Origin of the sequence: Gilvibacter sediminis, assembly GCF_028561565.1 — a bacterium.
Classification (GTDB): Bacteria; Bacteroidota; Bacteroidia; order Flavobacteriales; family Flavobacteriaceae; genus Gilvibacter; species Gilvibacter sediminis.
On sequence record NZ_JAQQTE010000001.1, the window covers coordinates 1,242,800 to 1,260,956 of the forward strand.

The 18,157-nt window shown below is 46.0% G+C and carries 20 protein-coding genes; 19 read left to right on the forward strand and 1 reads right to left on the reverse strand.

Features of this window, described 5'->3' with window-relative positions:
- From POW22_RS05630 to POW22_RS05720, 19 genes are all read left to right on the forward strand, one after another.
- Entirely contained in the window at positions 1–573 is a 573-nt protein-coding gene (locus POW22_RS05630) for a TetR/AcrR family transcriptional regulator (protein ID WP_272831649.1), read from the forward strand.
- Positions 574–650: 77 nt separating this feature from the next.
- The gene (gene paaE, locus POW22_RS05635; RefSeq protein WP_272831650.1) at positions 651–1,709 is read left to right on the forward strand and encodes a 1,2-phenylacetyl-CoA epoxidase subunit PaaE; all 1,059 of its coding nucleotides are present in this window, start codon (positions 651–653) and stop codon (positions 1,707–1,709) included.
- 12 nt (positions 1,710–1,721) lie between these two features.
- On the forward strand, positions 1,722–2,681 hold the full coding sequence (paaA, locus tag POW22_RS05640; RefSeq protein WP_272831651.1) for a 1,2-phenylacetyl-CoA epoxidase subunit PaaA: 960 nt from the start codon (positions 1,722–1,724) through the stop codon (positions 2,679–2,681).
- Positions 2,682–2,691: 10 nt separating this feature from the next.
- The gene (gene paaB / locus POW22_RS05645; protein WP_272831652.1) at positions 2,692–2,979 is read left to right on the forward strand and encodes a 1,2-phenylacetyl-CoA epoxidase subunit PaaB; all 288 of its coding nucleotides are present in this window, start codon (positions 2,692–2,694) and stop codon (positions 2,977–2,979) included.
- A 9-nt stretch (positions 2,980–2,988) separates the two neighbouring features.
- The gene (gene paaC, locus POW22_RS05650; RefSeq protein WP_272831653.1) at positions 2,989–3,744 is read left to right on the forward strand and encodes a 1,2-phenylacetyl-CoA epoxidase subunit PaaC; all 756 of its coding nucleotides are present in this window, start codon (positions 2,989–2,991) and stop codon (positions 3,742–3,744) included.
- Between the two features lies 1 nt (position 3,745).
- A complete protein-coding gene (gene paaD / locus POW22_RS05655) occupies positions 3,746–4,249 on the forward strand; it encodes a 1,2-phenylacetyl-CoA epoxidase subunit PaaD (protein WP_272831654.1) in 504 nt (167 codons plus the stop codon).
- On the forward strand, positions 4,246–5,028 hold the full coding sequence (locus POW22_RS05660; RefSeq protein ID WP_272831655.1) for an enoyl-CoA hydratase-related protein: 783 nt from the start codon (positions 4,246–4,248) through the stop codon (positions 5,026–5,028). Before paaD ends, POW22_RS05660 begins: the two co-directional genes overlap by 4 nt.
- 1 nt (position 5,029) lies before the next feature.
- Entirely contained in the window at positions 5,030–6,190 is a 1,161-nt protein-coding gene (locus POW22_RS05665) for a 3-hydroxyacyl-CoA dehydrogenase NAD-binding domain-containing protein (RefSeq protein WP_272831656.1), read from the forward strand.
- A complete protein-coding gene (locus POW22_RS05670) occupies positions 6,190–6,597 on the forward strand; it encodes a PaaI family thioesterase (RefSeq protein WP_272831657.1) in 408 nt (135 codons plus the stop codon). The genes POW22_RS05665 and POW22_RS05670 overlap by 1 nt, the downstream gene beginning before the upstream one ends.
- A 1-nt stretch (position 6,598) precedes the next feature.
- Positions 6,599–7,810, forward strand: coding sequence for a 3-oxoadipyl-CoA thiolase (locus POW22_RS05675; protein WP_272831658.1), 1,212 nt, complete (start codon positions 6,599–6,601; stop codon positions 7,808–7,810).
- A 5-nt stretch (positions 7,811–7,815) separates the two neighbouring features.
- Complete coding sequence (locus tag POW22_RS05680; RefSeq protein ID WP_272831659.1) at positions 7,816–8,415, forward strand: short chain dehydrogenase; 600 nt, start codon at positions 7,816–7,818, stop codon at positions 8,413–8,415.
- A 9-nt stretch (positions 8,416–8,424) separates the two neighbouring features.
- On the forward strand, positions 8,425–10,920 hold the full coding sequence (gene paaZ / locus POW22_RS05685; protein ID WP_272831660.1) for a phenylacetic acid degradation bifunctional protein PaaZ: 2,496 nt from the start codon (positions 8,425–8,427) through the stop codon (positions 10,918–10,920).
- 203 nt (positions 10,921–11,123) lie between these two features.
- Positions 11,124–11,408: a GIY-YIG nuclease family protein gene (locus POW22_RS05690; RefSeq protein ID WP_087524496.1), complete on the forward strand. Its 285-nt coding sequence runs from the start codon at positions 11,124–11,126 to the stop codon at positions 11,406–11,408.
- A 46-nt stretch (positions 11,409–11,454) separates the two neighbouring features.
- Positions 11,455–12,207 (forward strand): enoyl-CoA hydratase/isomerase family protein, encoded by a 753-nt coding sequence (locus POW22_RS05695; RefSeq protein ID WP_272831661.1) that lies wholly within the window; start codon positions 11,455–11,457, stop codon positions 12,205–12,207.
- Positions 12,207–12,809 carry an acyltransferase gene (locus tag POW22_RS05700; RefSeq protein WP_272831662.1) on the forward strand — a complete coding sequence of 201 codons (603 nt, stop codon included), beginning with the start codon at positions 12,207–12,209 and terminating at the stop codon, positions 12,807–12,809. The genes POW22_RS05695 and POW22_RS05700 overlap by 1 nt, the downstream gene beginning before the upstream one ends.
- Positions 12,806–14,074 (forward strand): dihydrolipoamide acetyltransferase family protein, encoded by a 1,269-nt coding sequence (locus POW22_RS05705; RefSeq protein WP_272831663.1) that lies wholly within the window; start codon positions 12,806–12,808, stop codon positions 14,072–14,074. The genes POW22_RS05700 and POW22_RS05705 overlap by 4 nt, the downstream gene beginning before the upstream one ends.
- A gap of 4 nt (positions 14,075–14,078) precedes the next feature.
- Complete coding sequence (locus POW22_RS05710) at positions 14,079–15,140, forward strand: branched-chain amino acid aminotransferase (protein WP_272831664.1); 1,062 nt, start codon at positions 14,079–14,081, stop codon at positions 15,138–15,140.
- Between the two features lie 11 nt (positions 15,141–15,151).
- Complete coding sequence (locus POW22_RS05715; protein WP_272831665.1) at positions 15,152–17,200, forward strand: alpha-ketoacid dehydrogenase subunit alpha/beta; 2,049 nt, start codon at positions 15,152–15,154, stop codon at positions 17,198–17,200.
- An 86-nt stretch (positions 17,201–17,286) separates the two neighbouring features.
- Positions 17,287–17,613, forward strand: coding sequence for a thermonuclease family protein (locus POW22_RS05720; RefSeq protein ID WP_272831666.1), 327 nt, complete (start codon positions 17,287–17,289; stop codon positions 17,611–17,613).
- A 4-nt stretch (positions 17,614–17,617) separates the two neighbouring features.
- Here the strand turns inward: POW22_RS05720 and POW22_RS05725 are convergent, their stop codons facing one another.
- Positions 17,618–18,157, reverse strand: a complete 540-nt coding sequence (locus POW22_RS05725) for a DUF4136 domain-containing protein (RefSeq protein ID WP_272831667.1) — start codon at positions 18,155–18,157, stop codon at positions 17,618–17,620.

Below are 18,157 nucleotides of genomic sequence, written 5' to 3' on the forward strand. Positions count from 1 at the left end.
TTGAAAACTCCCACTAGAAAAGAAGAAATCATTAAAAGTGCCGCGAAACTATTTTTGGAACGCGGTTACAGCGCCGTCACTATGCGCGATCTGGCCAAGGAACTCGGTATCAAAGCTGCCAGTTTATACAATCACATATCTTCCAAACACGAGATCTTAGAATCGTTGATCATCAGTGTTGCAGAAGAGTTCACCGTTGGAATGAATCAGATATTCCTTTCGGAGATCAGCACTTTAGAGAAAGTAGAACAGGTCATTCACCTGCATATTGATGTCACGGTTAAAAATCAAGACGCCTTAGGATCGCTCAATAACGATTGGATGCATTTAGAGGGCAAGGCACTGCCGTATTTTGAACAAATGCGGAATCAATACGAGGAGAATTTTAGACAAATCATTAAAACGGGTATAGTAGAAGGCAGTATTGCTGCACGAGATCCAGAAATTCTCCTGTTTTCCGTGCTTTCTACTTTAAGGACCCTCTATTTGTGGTATCCAAAGAAGAATAGTATTGATATGCAGACTCTTAAGGCTGATATGACGGCTACTATGCTGGCCAGTATTCGGGCCTAAAGTATTGGCAAAAAATTATAATGAACGCATTTGTAGATTAAACTAACAAACGTTAGTTTTGTATAATAAATTCAGGTATGGCAAAGTTTTATGACATCCGCATTGCTGACATCTACAAGGAAACCTCAGACACTTCTGTAGTTACCTTTGAGATCCCGGATTCATTGAAAGAGGAATTCTCTTTTACGCAAGGACAACACTTGACCTTGCGCGCTGAGATCAACGGCAAAGATGAGCGTAGATCTTATAGTTTGTGTTCCAGTCCGCTGGATGGACTCTGGCGCGTTGCCGTGAAACAAATCCCTGGCGGTGTCTTTTCAACCTTTGTGAATGAGCAGCTCCAAAAAGGAGACACGCTTCAACTCATGCCGCCTAGTGGTCGTTTTTTTGTTCCTGTCAGCAAAACACCAAAGAATTATATTGCATTTGCCGCAGGAAGCGGTATCACACCGATACTCTCCATAATCAAAACCCATTTGGCCCAGGAGCCAGATAGTAGCTTCAAGTTGTTCTACTTGAACCGTACCGTCAAATCCATTATCTTTAAGGAAGAGATTGAAGCGCTTAAGAATCAATACTTTGATCGGTTTGAGATCTTTTATTTTCTCTCTAGAGAGCGCAGAGATATTCCCTTGTTCAACGGGCGTTTTGACGAGGAGAAAATGCAGGCATTGACCAAGACCTTTATTGACGTGCCTGATACGCATGGATGTTTTATTTGCGGGCCGCAAGAAATGATCTTTTTGATCCGTGATGCCTTGCAAGACCAAGGCATGGACCTAGAAAACATTCACTATGAATTGTTCTACACAGGAGACGCTCCGGCGCCTGCTGTTGAACTTAAAGAAGTACAGGAAGGAACAGAAGTCATCATCATAGATGGCGGGAAGGAGTTCCACTTTGTCATGGGAGAAGACTACGACAATATCCTGGATGCTGCATTAGCTGCAGGAGCTGATTTGCCCTATGCCTGTAAAGGTGGGGTGTGTAGTACCTGTAAATGTAAAGTACTCAATGGCGATGTAGCCATGAAGATAAATTACGCTTTGGAGCCCGATGAGGTGGCGCAAGATTTTGTGTTGAGCTGTCAAGCAGTTCCGCAGAGCGATAAAATCACCGTCGACTTCGACGTTTAAAAATTCGGAATTATGAGTGAAAAAGAAATCAAAAACCTGGAAGAGATCTTTGAACAGCGTATAGCGAATGATGAAAAGATCGAACCTAAAGATTGGATGCCGGAGAAATACCGAAAAACACACATCCGTCAGATCTCTCAGCACGCCCATTCAGAAATTGTTGGGATGCTGCCAGAAGGAAATTGGATCACCCGTGCTCCATCCTTGAGACGTAAAGCAGCCCTTTTGGCCAAAGTTCAGGATGAGGCTGGCCACGGCTTGTACCTCTACAGTGCTTGTGAAACCTTAGGGATCAGCAGAGAAGAACTCTATGAGCAGCTGCATACCGGGAAAGCTAAGTATTCCAGTATTTTCAATTATCCAACGGTGACCTGGGCGGATATTGGAGCCATTGGCTGGTTGGTTGATGGCGCTGCGATCATCAATCAAGTGCCTTTGTGTAATACATCATTCGGACCCTACGCACGTGCCATGGTTCGTGTGTGTAAGGAAGAGAGTTTCCACCAGCGTCAAGGTTACGAGATCATGTTGACCCTGTCGAAAGGAACTCCGGAGCAAAAAGCATTAGCACAAGACGCGCTCAACCGTTGGTGGTGGCCAAGTCTGATGATGTTCGGTCCAACCGATGCAGAATCTGTGCACACGGAGCAATCCATGAAGTGGAAGCTCAAGCGCAAGACCAATGATGAATTGCGTCAGCAGTTCATAGATCAAACAGTCCCACAAGCTGACCTGCTTGGTTTGACGGTTCCAGATCCAGACCTTAAATGGAATGAGGATCGTGGCTCTTATGATTTTGGAGCGATTGATTGGGATGAGTTCTGGCAAGTGGTGAAAGGACACGGTCCTTGTAACAAAGAGCGCATGAACGCACGTGTTTCTGCGTGGGAGAACGGAGCTTGGGTGCGCGATGCCGCTGTAGCCTATGCCGACAAACAAGCAAAAGCTAAGGAAGTGGCTCAGGCCAGCTAAAACGATCATTATGGAAAAAAAGAATTGGCCCTTATGGGAAGTTTTTGTCCGCTCTAAGAACGGATTGGAACACCGTCACTTTGGAAGCTTGCACGCTGCAGACGCCACCATGGCCTTAGAGAATGCACGCGATGTATATACCCGCCGCAATGAAGGCGTGAGCATTTGGGTGGTAGAGTCTAAACACATTACCGCTTCCAATCCAGAGAATCACGGAGAACTTTTTGAGCCGGCTCAAGATAAGGTGTATAGACACCCGACGTTCTACGATCTGCCGGATGAAGTAAAACACATGTAATTGATCCCTATGGAGCATCAATCATTATATCAATATCTGCTAAGTTTGGGCGATAATGCCCTGATTTTAGGGCAACGCCTGGGTGAGCTCTGTGGTCACGGTCCGAGCTTAGAGACCGATATTGCTTGTACTAATATCGCTTTGGATCTTTTGGGACAGACCCGCAGTTGTTTTCAATATGCTTCTAAGCAATTAGACGGTAAAACAGAAGACGACGTGGCCTTCTTGAGAAAAGAGAACGAGTATACCAATGTACTTTTGGTAGAGCAACCCAATAACGACTTCGCTTTTGTCATTACGCGTCAGTACTTTTTTGATGTGTATCAGTTAATGCTGATGGAGTGGTTGTCTGCTAATTCTGCGGATGAAACCATAAAGGCTATTGCGAATAAAGCTGTGAAGGAGGCGCGTTATCACCGTCGATTCTCATCGGATTGGATGTTGCGTTTAGGCGATGGTACCGAGGAAAGTCACCAGCGTCTGTTGGATGCTGTTGAAGCCCTCTGGCCTTATACCCAAGAGTTCTTTGTCCCTTCTGAGGCAGAAGCATGGGCTGCATCTGCTGGAATAGGGCCTGACCTCACTTCTTTTAAAGCTGCTTACTACAACGATGTAGAAGCGCTTTTGGAGCAAGCGACCGTTCCCGTTCCCGAGAATCCGTATTTCCAAAAAGGTGGAAAACAAGGAAGACACACCGAGCATATGGGCTACCTTTTGGCAGACCTACAATACATGCAGCGTACCTATCCTAATATGACCTGGTAAGATGACCATCAAACTACATCCAAACATAGAAGCTGATCTACTCCCGATCCTGGAAACCGTTCCAGATCCAGAGATCCCTGTGCTTACCGTTTTGGATCTTGGCGTGATTCGAGAAGCCGTTCGCACGGCAGACGGCGTTCACATAAAATTAACCCCAACCTACACCGGCTGCCCAGCTATGGATGTTATTGGTGATGATCTTAAAAGCGCTTTTGCATCACAAGGCATCACTGCAACGATAGAATTGATCTTAGCTCCTGCTTGGAGTACCGATTGGATCAGTGAAGCCGGTCGCGAGAAAATGCGCGAATACGGCATTGCACCTCCATTAAGCGAATCTGCAGACAAGGCAGCGCTATTGGGGGATCAACGTTTGGTGCCTTGCACCATCTGTAAATCAACGAATACTAAAATGATCAGTCAGTTTGGGTCTACGGCTTGCAAAGCTCTGTTTCAATGTATGGATTGCCAAGAGCCCTTTGACTATTTTAAATGTCTTAAATGAGCGATTTCATTCAAACCCGCAAGGGTGGAGATGTGCACTACATCTACCTGAACAGGCCTGAGGTCTTTAACAGTTTCAATAGAGAAATGGCCTTTGCCATGCAAACCGCCCTTGATGAAGCGGCATCAGACAGTGGTGTTCGAGCCGTGGTCATTACCGGAATAGGTAAGGCATTTTGCGCAGGGCAGGATCTAAAAGAAGTGACCATCCCAGAGTTGAATCCGGGCTTTAAAAAGATCCTTGAAGAGCATTACAATCCCATCATTCAACGCATCCGCAATTTAGAAAAGCCAGTAATTGCTGCTGTCAATGGTGTTGCAGCCGGAGCAGGAGCAAACATTGCTTTGGCTTGTGATCTTGTGGTGGCTGCAGAAGAGGCTAGTTTCATTCAGGCTTTTAGTAAGATCGGCTTAGTGCCAGACAGCGGTGGAACCTTTTTCCTACCGCGTCTCATAGGAATGCAGCGCGCGACTGCGCTCATGTTTATGGGCGACAAGGTCAGCGCTACTGAGGCAGAAAAAATGGGAATGATCTATCAGGCAGTTCCTGGAGATACTCTTCAGGACAGTGTCGCTCTACTTGCAGAAAAATTGGCGGCCATGCCAACACAGGCCTTGGCACGCACCAAGATGTTGCTCAACGCTTCTTATAACAGTTCCTTAGAAGGTCAGCTTCACCTAGAATCCGAACAACAAATTGCCGCAGCCCAAAGTGTGGATTATGCAGAAGGCGTTGCTGCGTTCATAGGAAAGAGAAAACCAAAATTTATAGGGCGCTAATATGATACATCAAGTAGGTATAATTGGTGCGGGAACCATGGGTAGCGGCATTGCTCAAGTAGCAGCCACTGCAGGATGTGAAGTTATTCTGTGTGATCTCAATCAAACGGTATTAGATGCTTCTAAAGAAAAATTAGAGCAGGTGTTAAGCCGCCTAGTGGTAAAGGGCCGTATTGATGCTGATGAGAAAGCGCGTATTCAAGGCTTGATCAAGTATTCAACAGATATTAAAGACCTTTCCGATGCCAATTTGGTGATTGAGGCCATCGTGGAATCTCTGGAGGTAAAGACCAAAGTATTTCAGCAATTGGAGCCTTTAGTGGGTCCAGATTGTATCATTGCCACAAATACTTCATCCTTATCTGTAGCGGCTATTGCAGCTTCTTTGGTTCATCCGGAACGCTGTTTGGGAATTCACTTTTTCAACCCAGCGCCACTCATGAAATTGGTGGAAGTGATTCCAGCCGTTCAAACCGATCAAAAAAATACAGACCTCATAGTTCAAACCATAAAGGACTGGGGTAAAGTTGTGGCTTTAGCTAAGGACACGCCCGGTTTTATTGTAAATCGTGTGGCGCGACCTTTTTACGGAGAAGCACTCCGCATTTTAGAAGAAGGAATTGCAGATGTGCCTACCATTGATTGGGCTTTAAAGACCAAAGGGGGCTTTAGAATGGGACCTTTTGAGTTGATGGATTTCATTGGTAACGACGTGAATTATACGGTTACAGAAACTGTTTTCAGGGCCTTTTATTACGATCCGCGTTACAAGCCTTCCTTCACCCAAAAGCGTTTGAGTGAAGCTGGTTATTTAGGTAGAAAGTCTGGCAGAGGATATTATAATTATACAGAAGGGGCTCAAAACCCAGAAGCAACCGCAGATGATGCTCTCGGGACTTTGATCTTTAATCGAGTTTTGGTGATGCTCATCAATGAGGCGGCGGATGCCCTATACCTCAATATTGCCAAGGCAGAAGACATTGACCTGGCCATGACCAAAGGAGTTAATTACCCTAAAGGACTATTGGCTTGGGCAGACGAGTTCGGTATTGCAAACTGTGTTGCTGCGCTGGATGCACTTTACGATACTTACAGAGAAGATCGATACAGAACCTCACCGATTTTAAGAAAAATGGCCGAGGCCAATCAAACCTTCTTTTAATGCAGGGCGAGAAGATTCCACATAAAATGCTCTCTTTGGATCCCTTTAGTCAATGGCTGGGGATTGAGATCTTGCATTCCGAAGTTGGGCGTGTGCGTCTCGGGCTCAAGGTACGCCCAGAAATGCTAAACAGTATGGGCTTTGCTCATGGTGGAATTACCTATTCCTTAGCTGATACTGCCTTTGGATTTACCAGTAATACCCACGGTAAATACGCCGTCTCTATAGAAACCTCGATCAATCACATTGAGGCTTTGAACGAAGGCGATTATTTGGTGGCCGAATGCACCTTGGATCACACCAAGAACAAAGTCGGCTTTAATATCGTAGAGATACACCGCGGAGAAGAATTAGTAGCGCTGTTCAAAGGCGTGGTTTACAGAACATCAAAAGATTGGGAAGAATAATATGAAAGAAGCCTATATCATAGACGGAGTTAGAACTCCAATAGGAAATTATAAAGGAACCCTAAGTGCCGTTAGAACGGACGACTTGGGCGCTCATGTTATTCGTGAGTTGACCTCGCGGCATCCAGAGATTCCGCTAGACGCTTATGACGATGTGATCATGGGCTGTGCCAATCAGGCTGGAGAAGACAACCGAAACGTAGCGCGCATGTCCCTACTTTTGGCAGGCTTACCTTTTACGGTGCCTGGAGAAACGATCAATAGATTGTGTAGCAGCGGACTTTCTGCCATTGTGCAGGCCAATCGCGCGATCAAAGCTGGTGACGGAGATCTATTCATCTCTGGAGGTGTTGAAAACATGACTCGCGGGCCTTATGTGATCGCCAAGCCATCTTCTGCGTTCGGTAATGATTCCAAAATGTATGACTCTAGCTTCGGATGGCGATTTGTGAATCACAAGATGCACGAGCTCTACGGAACCGACGGTATGGGAACCACAGCAGAGAATCTCGTGGCTAAGTATAATATTTCCAGAGAGGATCAAGATGCTTTTGCACATTGGAGTCAGATGAAGGCTGCAGCAGCTCGCGAGAACGGTCGCTTGGCTAAAGAGATCGTTCCTGTGACCATTCCGCAGCGCAAAAAAGACGATATCGTATTTGCAGCAGATGAATTCATCAAAGCAGGTACCACCAAAGAAATTTTAGCCAAGCTTCGTCCCGCATTTAAATCAGACGGCAGCGTGACCGCTGGAAATTCTTCTGGTTTGAATGACGGAGCCGCCGCGACCATTGTGGCGTCAGAAGAAGCCGTGAAGCAGTACAATCTTAAGCCACTAGCCAGAATCGTAAGTTCTGCAGTGGTCGGTGTTGAGCCAAGGGTGATGGGAATTGGTCCTGTAGAAGCCACTTATAAAGCGCTTCAAAAGGCCAGCCTAAGCCTAGAAGATATGGACGTGATTGAGCTCAATGAAGCCTTTGCCTCTCAAGCTTTGGCTTGCATAAGACAGTGGGGCTTGGCCGACGATGATCCGAGAATTAACCCTAACGGAGGTTCCATCGCTATTGGGCATCCGCTAGGAGTAACTGGAACTCGAATTGCCTATTCTGCAGCTCTGGAATTGCAAGAAACCGGAAAGCGCTACGCACTGATCACCATGTGTGTTGGTGTGGGGCAAGGATATGCGGCAATTATTGAAAACGTAAACCTTTAAACGGGATGAAAGTAGTAGTCATTGGAGGAAACGGAACCATAGGCAGCCATGTTGTTGCCGCCCTAAAACCAGACCACGAGGTGGTGGTTGTAGGTAGAAATTCTGGGGACCTGCAAGTAGATATGGCTTCTGAGGCCGACCTAAAGCAGCTTTTTAAAACCACCGGCAAAGTAGATGCTGTTGTGGTTGCCGCAGGTGATGCCAAATGGGACAAGTTTGAAAGCTTGACAGAAGACGATTTTTACATTGGGATCAACAGCAAACTCATGGGGCAGGTCAATGTGGTGCGTATTGCCAAAGACTATTTGACGCCAGGAGGCTCTATTACCTTGTCTACAGGTATTCTCGCAGATGACCCTGTAGATATGACTACGTCTGCAGCTATGGTCAATGGCGCTATTCACAGTTTTGTAAAGGCTGTAGTACTTGAATTGGACGCAGTACGTGTCAATGTGGTGTGTGCCGGTTTGGTTGAAGACGCCTACGAGAAATATAAAGATTATTTCCCCGGACACGATCCTGTACCGATGCCCAAGGTGACCAACGCTTACCTTAAAAGTGTACTCGGGAAGATCAACGGACAAATTATACGCGTTAACGCATAAAAGAGCAGTATGAATAAGACCCAACATTATGTTTTAGGAGCCTGGATGGACGGTGCCGGAGACGGTAACCCAATCGCAGATTCAGTGACCGGAGAAGTTTTTACTGCAGTATCTGTAGAAGGACTAGCGGTTCCAGAAATTCTCCAATACGGACGTGACAAAGGCGATACCTTAAGAAAGATGACCTTTCAAGAGCGTGGAAATATGCTCAAAAAGCTCGCCTTGTATTTGACAAAAAAGAAGGAAGCCTTTTACGAGCTCAGTTATAGAACTGGAGCTACGCGTATTGACAGTTGGATCGATATTGAAGGTGGATTCGGTAACCTCTTTGCCAATGCATCGCTGCGTAAACTCTTCCCGAATCAGCCGTATCACGTGGAAGGAGATCCTATTGACCTTTCTCGAGGCGGACGCTTTATGGCACACCACATCATGGTGCCAAGACAAGGAGTTGCCGTCCACATTAATGCTTTTAATTTCCCGGTTTGGGGAATGTTGGAGAAGTGTGCGGTAAACTGGATGGCTGGTATGCCTGCTGTGGTATTGCCCGCTCCTCAAACTGCCTATCTGGCGGAAGCTGTTGTACATGAGATCATCGCTTCAGGAATTTTGCCTGAAGGTAGTTTACAACTCATTAGCGGTACAGCCAAAAACATATTAGACACGGTGCACTCTCAAGATGTGGTGACCTTTACGGGTTCTGCTAATACCGGTCGTTTACTCAAAAATCATCCGCAGCTACTTGCAGAGTCAGTGCCTTTCACCATGGAGGCTGATTCTTTAAACGCTTCTATTTTGGGAGCTGATGCGGTTCCAGGCACTCCAGAATTTGACCTTTTCATCAAAGAGGTTCGCAAAGAGATGACCGTAAAATGCGGTCAAAAATGTACTGCCATTAGAAGAATTATTGTTCCTGAGCCTTTGATGGAAGATGTACAGATTGCGTTGGGCAAAGCATTAGACAAAGTAACTGTAGGTGACCCGCGCCTCAAAGAAGTGCGAATGGGAGCCTTGGTAAGCACCCAGCAACGCGATGCGGTTAAAGAACAGGTAAGCAAGATCGCTGAAACCGCTAGTTTGGTCTACGGAAATCTGGAGGGCGTGAATACTACTGGCGCAGATGCAGAATCTGGAGCCTTCATTTCTCCGATCCTGTTGCGCGAAGACGATCCGTTTAAAAATCAAGCGGCACACGTCACAGAAGCCTTTGGCCCAGTAAGTACCTTGATGCCGTATAAAGATCTGGATGAAGCCATCACCTTGGCCCGTATGGGTAAAGGATCTTTGGTGAGTTCTATTGTTACTCATGACGATGCCATTGCCAGAGATTATGTGGTTGGTGCAGCCAGCCACCATGGCCGTATTTTGGTGCTCAACAGAGAGAACGCAAAAGAAAGTACGGGTCACGGTTCTCCACTGCCAAATCTGATCCACGGTGGTCCGGGTAGAGCCGGAGGTGGAGAAGAGATGGGAGGCATGCGTGGTGTAAAGCACTATTTACAGCGTTGTGCAGTTCAAGGTTCACCGACTACGCTAACGGAAGTGACTGGGATCTATCAGCCTAAAGGTGCCTACAAAGAAATTGACAAGCATCCTTTTGCTTACCATTGGGAAGATATTGAACCAGGCATGTCCTTAAGGACGCATAAACGCACCATCACCGATGGTGACATTGTGAATTTTGCCAACCTAACTTGGGATCATTTCTACGCCCATACAGACATCACCTCATTAGACGGTTCCATTTTTGAAAAACGCACGGCGCACGGGTATTTCATCCTCGCTGCGGCCGCTGGTCTGTTCGTCTATCCAAATAAAGGGCCAGTAGCTGCCAACTACGGTTTGGAAGAATGCCGCTTTTTACGACCTATCTATCACAACGATACCGTTTATGTACGTCTGACCTGTAAGCAGAAGATCGATAGAGATTCTCGAGGGAAAGAATTGCCAAGTGGAATTGTTAAATGGTATGTGGAGGTATTTGATACGGAAGATGAGTTGGTTGCCATTGCGACCATCTTAACCATGGTACAAAAGAAGCAAACGGTCTTTACTGAGATGACTGAGAGTACCATCAAAGGCTGTCTCAATAGACTTCAAGCCGATGACAAACCCGCTTGGGGAACCATGACGGCGCAAAGCATGGTAGAACACTTGGAATACACCTACCGCATTGCCAGTGGTGAGATCCAAGATTTTGAGATCGCCACGCCAGAGAAAATATTGGAAAAGGTCAACGAGACCTTATACACTTATAAGAAAATGCCAAGGGAATACGATTTCCCATTGGCTGCAGCATCTAAGATCAACGAGCATTTGCATGCCGATCTTGACACTGCCAAAGCAAAGATGCTAGAAGCGCGCGAGGGGTATCTGCAATTCTTTAAAGAGAACCCGGATGCAATTACCAAGAACGTGGTCTTTGGACCTCTAAACAAGTTTGAATGGTATTTGTTGGAGCGCAAGCATTTGAATCATCATTTTGAACAATTTAATTTATTGTAGAAATTAAATTGTTCAAATTTCCCACGAAAGTGGGAATCTAATTGAGATAACAGTTGATCCCACGAAAGTGGGAATCTAATTGAGATAACCGTTGATCCCGCGAAAGTGGGAATCTAATTGAGATAACAGTTGATCCCACGAAAGTGGGAATCTGAAGAAGAGAATAATTGATTAACACGAATATGGGAATCTAAAACTTGAGTATGAAACACTGCGTTTACATGATTTCAAATAAAAAAGATGGTGTTTTATATGTCGGAAAAACTAAAAGACTGAAACAACGGATATATCAACATAAGAGCAAAGCGCATCCAAATACATTTTCTGCGAGATATAATTTGGATAAGCTGATGTATTTCGAGGAGTTTCAGAGTCACGAGGATGCTCTTCTTCGAGAGAGAAGAATAAAGAAATGGAAGAGAGCATGGAAAATAGAATTAATCGAGAAATCTAATCCTAATTGGAGGGATTTGTACGAAGAAATATAATTAGAGATTAACCTTAAAAAGACACCCGATGTTTCGGGTGATAAATATGACCGCACCATACGTTAAGACACATATAGAAAACGGGATAGAAACCATTGAATTCTTTCATCCCGCACACAACAGTTTACCAGGAGACATCTTAGCAGAGCTTGCCGATGCCATTGCCGCTGCAGGAGAAAATGAAGCCGTGAAGGTGATCATTTTAAAGAGTGGTGGCGATCGCACTTTTTGTGCAGGCGCCAGTTTTAAAGAACTCATCGCTATAGATGATGCCCAAACCGGGCAAGTATTCTTTTCTGGATTTGCCAATGTGATCAACGCCATGCGCAAATGCCCTAAGTTCATTCTTGGACGTGTACAAGGAAAAACTGTTGGAGGTGGAGTTGGTTTGGCTTCTGCTACTGATTACTGTATGGCTACCAAATTTGCAGCCATTAAGCTCAGTGAATTAAATGTGGGGATCGGGCCGTTTGTGGTTGGACCAGCGGTAGAGCGCAAATTGGGCTTAAGCGGCATGTCACAGATCGCTATTGATGCCAATACCTTTTATCCAGCAGAATGGGCTAGGCAAAAGGGATTGTTCACTCAAGTCTATGATTCCACGGAAGAATTGGATGAGGCTGTCAATGGTTTTGCCAAGCAGCTCTGCGGATACAATCCGGAAGCCATGCGTGAAATGAAGCAGATGTTCTGGCAAGGTACTGAGCATTGGGATGAACTTTTAGCCCAACGCGCCGCCATTAGCGGACGCTTGGTTTTGAGTGAATTCACCAAGGAAACTTTGAAACGATTTAAATAGTGATCTACTCCTTTAAAGAACATATCCCAGTAGTGCACCCCAGCAGTTTTGTGCATCCTTTGGCGGCTGTGACCGGCAATGTGATCATTGGTAAAGATTGTTATATAGGGCCAGGAGCTGCTATTCGCGGCGATTGGGGTGAGATCATTTTAGAGGATGGGGTCAATGTGCAGGAGAACTGCACAGTACATATGTTTCCGGGCAAGAGTATAACTCTAGCAACTGGAGCTCATGTGGGTCACGGAGCGGTGATACACGGAGCCAATCTGGGACGAAATTGCTTAATTGGGATGAACACGGTAATCATGGATGATGCCGTTATTGGAGACGAATCCATAGTGGGAGCTATGAGTTTTGTCAAGGCAGAGACGGTGATCCCAAAGCGTAGTTTGGTGGTTGGCAATCCGGCTGAGGTGATCAAACAGGTCAGTGATGAGATGATTGCTTGGAAGACCGCTGGGACTAAGCTCTATCAGCAGTTACCGGCAGACTGTCACGAATCCCTCAGAGAAGTAGCGCCCTTGACAGAGATTCCTGAGAACAGACCGGAACAAGAAGATTTTTACAAAACACTAGCGAGTTTTAAACGCAATAATTCATGAAGAAACATACCTTGACTTTACCGAGAATGGGAGAATCCATTACTGAAGGCACCTTGCTCAACTGGTTGGTAGGAGAAGGCGAGTCCTTTGCAGAAGGAGACATCCTTTGTGAAGTGGCTACAGACAAGGTAGATAATGAAGTTCCCGCCCCTGCTGCTGGAACCTTAATAAAGCATTTAGCTGCAACCAAAGAGGTGGTGGCTGTAGGTGCTCCATTAGCGGAATTGGAGCTCAGTGATGAAGTTGTGGTAAAAGCTGAGGCACCAAAAACTGCTGCTCCTGCATCCGCAGCACCAAAAACATCAAAACCTAAGAAAAAGCCAGCTTCTGGCTATACGGTAAACGAGAATATCTTTGTGAGCCCACTCATTGAGGCCATTGCTCGCGAGCAGCATATCAGTTTTGAAGAATTGGCTCGTATCCCAGCTACAGGGAATGAAGGCCGTCTGCGTAAAAGTGATGTGATGCAATACATTGCAGACGGGCGTCCGTATCAGTATGTACAAGCTGCAAGTGATTCTGGCTTTAAGGTACCTGATCTTAAGTTTGATAAAGGTACAGGTGAACGCGTTCCTATGGACCGTATGCGTCAAATGATCGCAGATCATATGGTATTCTCCAAGCATACTTCGCCTCACGTAACGGCTTATGTGGAGGCCGATCTTACCGCAATGAGTACCTGGCGCAAGGCCAACAAGAGTGCTTTTATGGATACCCATGGGCAGAAGCTGACCTTCACGCCTTTGTTCATTCAAGCCATTGCAAAAGCTATTCAAGATTTCCCGAACATCAACAGTTCGCTAGATGGAGAAGACATCATCATTAAAGATCATATCAACATCGGGATGGCTACTGCTTTGCCAAGCGGCAATTTGATCGTTCCTGTGGTCAAGAATGCTGATCGATTAAGTTTGGCCGAATTAGCTGCGGAGACCAACCGTCTAGCCCTTGCCGCACGTGAAGGCAATCTAAAAGCAGACGATACTCAAGGGAGTACTTTTACTATCAGTAATGTGGGGACCTTTGGAAGTCTAATGGGCACGCCGATCATCAATCAACCAGAAGCAGCAATCCTCGCTACGGGAATCATTAAAAAACGCGCTGAGGTGATCGAGTATCCTGAGGGAGATCAGATAGAGATCCGTCAAATGATGTATCTCTCCCTTTCTTTTGACCATCGTATTGTAGATGGTTTCTTGGCAGGATCTTTCTTAAGAAGGATAGCCGATTATATGGAACAGTTTGATTCTGACAAAACGATTTAAGACCATGGAAACAACTATGCAAAACATAAAAATTCAAACGGTAGCCGAGTCACGAGCCACCGCTATTGATTTTGACAATATTCCCTTAGGGCGCACCTTTACTGACCATATGTTCATCTGTCAATATAAAGACGGACAGTGGCAAGATCCACAGATTCGTCCTTTGGAGCTAATCCCTACACATCCAGCAGCGATGGCCTTGCACTATGGGCAAGCCATTTTTGAAGGTATGAAAGCTACTGTGGATGCCTCTGGTAACCCCATGCTCTTTAGAGCTTATGACAATGCTGCACGCCTTAATTTTAGTGCGGCGCGTATGGGGATGCCTGACTTTCCTGAAGAACTTTTTGTAGAAGGTCTTAAGCAATTGGTAGCCTTGGAGCGCAGTTGGATTCCTCCGCAAGTAGGGAGCGCTCTGTACTTGCGTCCGTTTATGTATGCCGATGAGCCATTTATTGGGATGCGTGCTGCGACCTCATATAAATTTATCATTATCGCCTCGCCTGCAGGACCGTTCTTTAGCAAGCGTATCCGTTTGTATGCGGAGAACCAATACATCCGTGCCGCCCAGGGTGGAACGGGAGAGGCCAAGGCAGCAGGTAACTACGCTGCAGCCATCAGACCTACGGAATTAGCAAAGGCCAAAGGCTATGACCAAGTTTTATGGTTAGATGCAGAAAATCACGAGTACATTCAAGAGGTAGGAACCATGAATATCTTTTTTAAGATCGATGGGCATTTTGTTACTCCGACGCTAGATGGTGCAGTACTTGACGGTATCACCAGACGTTCTGTTATGACCTTATTGGAAGACGCCGGATACAAGGTAGAGCAGAGACGCATCAGTATTAAAGAATTGGCCAAAGCAGCTGCAGAAGGTCGTTTAGAAGAAGCCTTTGGAACAGGAACTGCCGTTGGAATTGCCTATATCGAGGCGATCGGTTGGGGTGATCAAATGATCCCTGTTGGTGAATCTAGCCCCGTAGCAGAGCAGATCAACGCTACCTTAAATGGAATTAAAACGGGTCGAATAGAAGACCCACACAACTGGATGCTTACCGTCTAGTTTCCGCAGTTATGAATAAAGAACTTTTACAAAAGGCATTTGCCAATGTGGCCACGGCTAAAGCCATGACCGAACTCTATGAGGAAAACTTCAAAGAGGTCTCTAAATATGTGCACGCAACTTCACGCGGGCATGAGGTAATTCAAACCGCGGTAGGCTTGCAGCTGCAGCCGCAGGATTATATGTTCCCGTATTACCGGGACGATTCTATGTTGCTCGCCATAGGCATGCAGCCTTATGAGTTGATGCTTCAGGTCTTGGCTAAAAAAGACGATCCTTTTTCTGGCGGAAGAACCTATTATTCGCACCCGAGTCTGCGCGATGAGGACAAACCCAAGATCCCGCATCAAAGTTCTGCTACTGGAATGCAAGCCATCCCGGCAACAGGAGTGGCAATGGGCTTTTGGTATAAAGAAAGTGTGGGCTTACAGGATGATTCGGTTGATGCTCCCGTAGTTGTTTGTTCCTTGGGAGATGCATCGGTCACAGAAGGAGAGATCGCCGAAGCCTTTCAAATGGCGGCCTTAAAGCAGTTGCCCATCTTGTACTTAGTGCAGGACAACGGCTGGGATATCAGTGCCAATGCGGCTGAAACCCGTGCGCAAAACGCCTATGAGTACGCTGCTGGATTTCACGGTCTGGACGCTGTAACCCTTGATGGGACTGACTTTGCGGATAGTTATTCGCAATTAGAAGAAATCATTGCTACCATTCGCAAAGAGCGCAGGCCGTTCTTGGTTCATGCTAAGGTACCCTTATTGAATCACCACACTTCTGGGGTACGCATGGAATGGTATCGGGATGATCTAGAGGAGGCGCGCAGTCGTGATCCCTATCCGAAGATCAAAAAATTACTGAGTGAAAATGGTTTTTCTGCCGAGCAGATCAGCGCTATTGAATCCGAAGTCAAAGAAAAAGTAGCTGCGGATTTTGTTAAGGCCAAGGCTGCTGAAGATCCCAAACCAGAAGATCTGTTTACCCACGATTTTGCACCCACTCCAGTAACAGAGGAGATCGGTGATCGCAGCCCAGAAGGAGCAGAGCAAGTAGTCATGGTGGACTGTGCCCTTTTTGCCATTGAAGAGCTCATGGCTCAAAACAAGGAGTGTCTGCTTTACGGTCAAGACGTTGGCGCCCGTTTAGGAGGTGTGTTTAGAGAAGCAGCCACTCTGGCCCAAAAGTTTGGTGACAATCGCGTGTTTAATACGCCGATCCAAGAAGCATTTATTGTAGGTTCTACCGTAGGGATGAGTGCTGTGGGACTCAAGCCGATTGTTGAGGTCCAATTTGCCGATTATATCTGGCCAGGACTCAATCAGTTGTTTACCGAGGTGAGTCGAAGTTGTTATTTGAGCAACGGCAAATGGCCTGTTTCAATGATCTTACGCGTACCGATTGGTGCTTACGGTAGTGGAGGTCCTTACCACAGTTCTTCTGTTGAAAGTGTAGTGACCAATATTCGCGGTTTAAAGATCGCCTATCCGAGTAATGGTGCAGATCTTAAAGGTTTGCTCAAAGCGGCCTATCACGATCCAAACCCTGTAGTGATCTTTGAACACAAGGGATTGTATTGGAGTAAGGTGCCCGGTACTAAAGGAGCAACATCTATTGAGCCAGCAAAAGACTACGTTTTACCCTTTGGAAAAGCTTGGGTCTTGAATGAGATCTGGAAGCAAGAGCAAGAGGAAACCCTCAGCATCATCACCTACGGTATGGGTGTGCATTGGGCAATGAATGCTGCCGAGCAGTTGGGAATGAAGGATCGCATAGAGATCGTTGATCTAAGAACCTTGCATCCTTTGGATTACGAAACCGTATTTGGTTCGGTTAGAAAATGTGGTAAATGTTTGGTGGTGACAGAAGAGCCCTCGGAAAATACTTTTGCCAGAGCATTAGCAGGCCGAATCCAGGAAGAGTGTTTCGCCTCCCTGGATGGCCCAGTAATGGTTATTGGTAGTGAGAATATGCCGGCAATTCCGCTGAACAGCACCTTGGAACAAACCATGATTCCATCTACAGAAAAGGTCAAGGAAAAGATCCAGCAATTGCTCAACTATTAGAGAGCTTCACTTAGGAGGAAAATCCTGATGTTTTTTGGCATTTGAGTCTGATTTAATCCTGTACATTTCTAAAAAAAATTATAGATATGTACAATTATAGAGCGCACATAAAAGATGTCTACGACGGGGATACAGTTACCGCAGTCGTCGACTTGGGATTCCTTCATTACCAAGAGATGAAACTCCGCTTATACGGAATAGATACTCCAGAACTTCGAGGCGCGGAACGCGAAGATGGTCTGCGCGTCAGGGATATTGTCCGAGAGATGATTCTGGGCAAAGATGTTGAGATCCACAGTTACAAAGATAAACAAGGGAAATACGGCCGCTATTTGGCGACCATTATTGTAGATGGTGTTAATGTGAATGAATGGCTGGTAGCCCAAGGGCATGCCCAGCCTTATTTTCCGTAAAGATTTATTGTCCGGCTTGTGGCGGATACTCTTCTAAGATCTTGCCTACAATTTCTTGGATACGAGCGATCTTTTTATCTACACTTAAATGCGAGATGTTGGCGGTACCCATACCTTGCCACACCAACTCATTGGTTGTGGTGTCGATAAGGTCTATGTATAAAGTGCCTTCAGTTCTGGAAGATACGGTGCTGCCTCCAAAGCCACCTCCCCACCAGGGGTTCCAACCCCAGCCCCAGCCGAAGTTGTTGTTGTAAACGTCAACGCGTTCACGTTCTTTGGTAAAGATGCTGATGAGCAAGTCTGGATTGTCGCTCTTGATCATGCCTTTGGCTGTCAATTCAGTATCAATGGCACGTAAAATTCTTTTTTTATCCAGATCGGAGATCTGTGCCTTATCCACTCCAGGTTTAAAAAAGGCGAAAGACTGGTAGGTGTTAAAACTAGCAGTGGTGTCATAATCAGACACGACGCGTACCGATGTACACGAACTCATCACGAGCACTACCAAAAGGGCCAAGGGTAAAAACTTTTTCATTTGCAT

Excerpts from the sequence above, each read along its gene's own strand:
- paaE (WP_272831650.1), top strand. The coding sequence starts at position 651 with ATGGCAAAGTTTTATGACATCCGCATTGCTGACATCTACAAGGAAACC.
- paaA (WP_272831651.1), top strand. The coding sequence starts at position 1,722 with ATGAGTGAAAAAGAAATCAAAAACCTGGAAGAGATCTTTGAACAGCGT.
- paaB (WP_272831652.1), top strand. The coding sequence starts at position 2,692 with ATGGAAAAAAAGAATTGGCCCTTATGGGAAGTTTTTGTCCGCTCTAAG.
- paaC (WP_272831653.1), top strand. The coding sequence starts at position 2,989 with ATGGAGCATCAATCATTATATCAATATCTGCTAAGTTTGGGCGATAAT.
- paaD (WP_272831654.1), top strand. The coding sequence starts at position 3,746 with ATGACCATCAAACTACATCCAAACATAGAAGCTGATCTACTCCCGATC.
- POW22_RS05660 (WP_272831655.1), top strand. The coding sequence starts at position 4,246 with ATGAGCGATTTCATTCAAACCCGCAAGGGTGGAGATGTGCACTACATC.
- POW22_RS05665 (WP_272831656.1), top strand. The coding sequence starts at position 5,030 with ATGATACATCAAGTAGGTATAATTGGTGCGGGAACCATGGGTAGCGGC.
- POW22_RS05670 (WP_272831657.1), top strand. The coding sequence starts at position 6,190 with ATGCAGGGCGAGAAGATTCCACATAAAATGCTCTCTTTGGATCCCTTT.
- POW22_RS05675 (WP_272831658.1), top strand. The coding sequence starts at position 6,599 with ATGAAAGAAGCCTATATCATAGACGGAGTTAGAACTCCAATAGGAAAT.
- POW22_RS05680 (WP_272831659.1), top strand. The coding sequence starts at position 7,816 with ATGAAAGTAGTAGTCATTGGAGGAAACGGAACCATAGGCAGCCATGTT.
- paaZ (WP_272831660.1), top strand. The coding sequence starts at position 8,425 with ATGAATAAGACCCAACATTATGTTTTAGGAGCCTGGATGGACGGTGCC.
- POW22_RS05690 (WP_087524496.1), top strand. The coding sequence starts at position 11,124 with ATGAAACACTGCGTTTACATGATTTCAAATAAAAAAGATGGTGTTTTA.
- POW22_RS05695 (WP_272831661.1), top strand. The coding sequence starts at position 11,455 with ATGACCGCACCATACGTTAAGACACATATAGAAAACGGGATAGAAACC.
- POW22_RS05705 (WP_272831663.1), top strand. The coding sequence starts at position 12,806 with ATGAAGAAACATACCTTGACTTTACCGAGAATGGGAGAATCCATTACT.
- POW22_RS05710 (WP_272831664.1), top strand. The coding sequence starts at position 14,079 with ATGGAAACAACTATGCAAAACATAAAAATTCAAACGGTAGCCGAGTCA.
- POW22_RS05715 (WP_272831665.1), top strand. The coding sequence starts at position 15,152 with ATGAATAAAGAACTTTTACAAAAGGCATTTGCCAATGTGGCCACGGCT.
- POW22_RS05720 (WP_272831666.1), top strand. The coding sequence starts at position 17,287 with ATGTACAATTATAGAGCGCACATAAAAGATGTCTACGACGGGGATACA.
- POW22_RS05725 (WP_272831667.1), bottom strand. The coding sequence starts at position 18,157 with ATGCAAATGAAAAAGTTTTTACCCTTGGCCCTTTTGGTAGTGCTCGTG.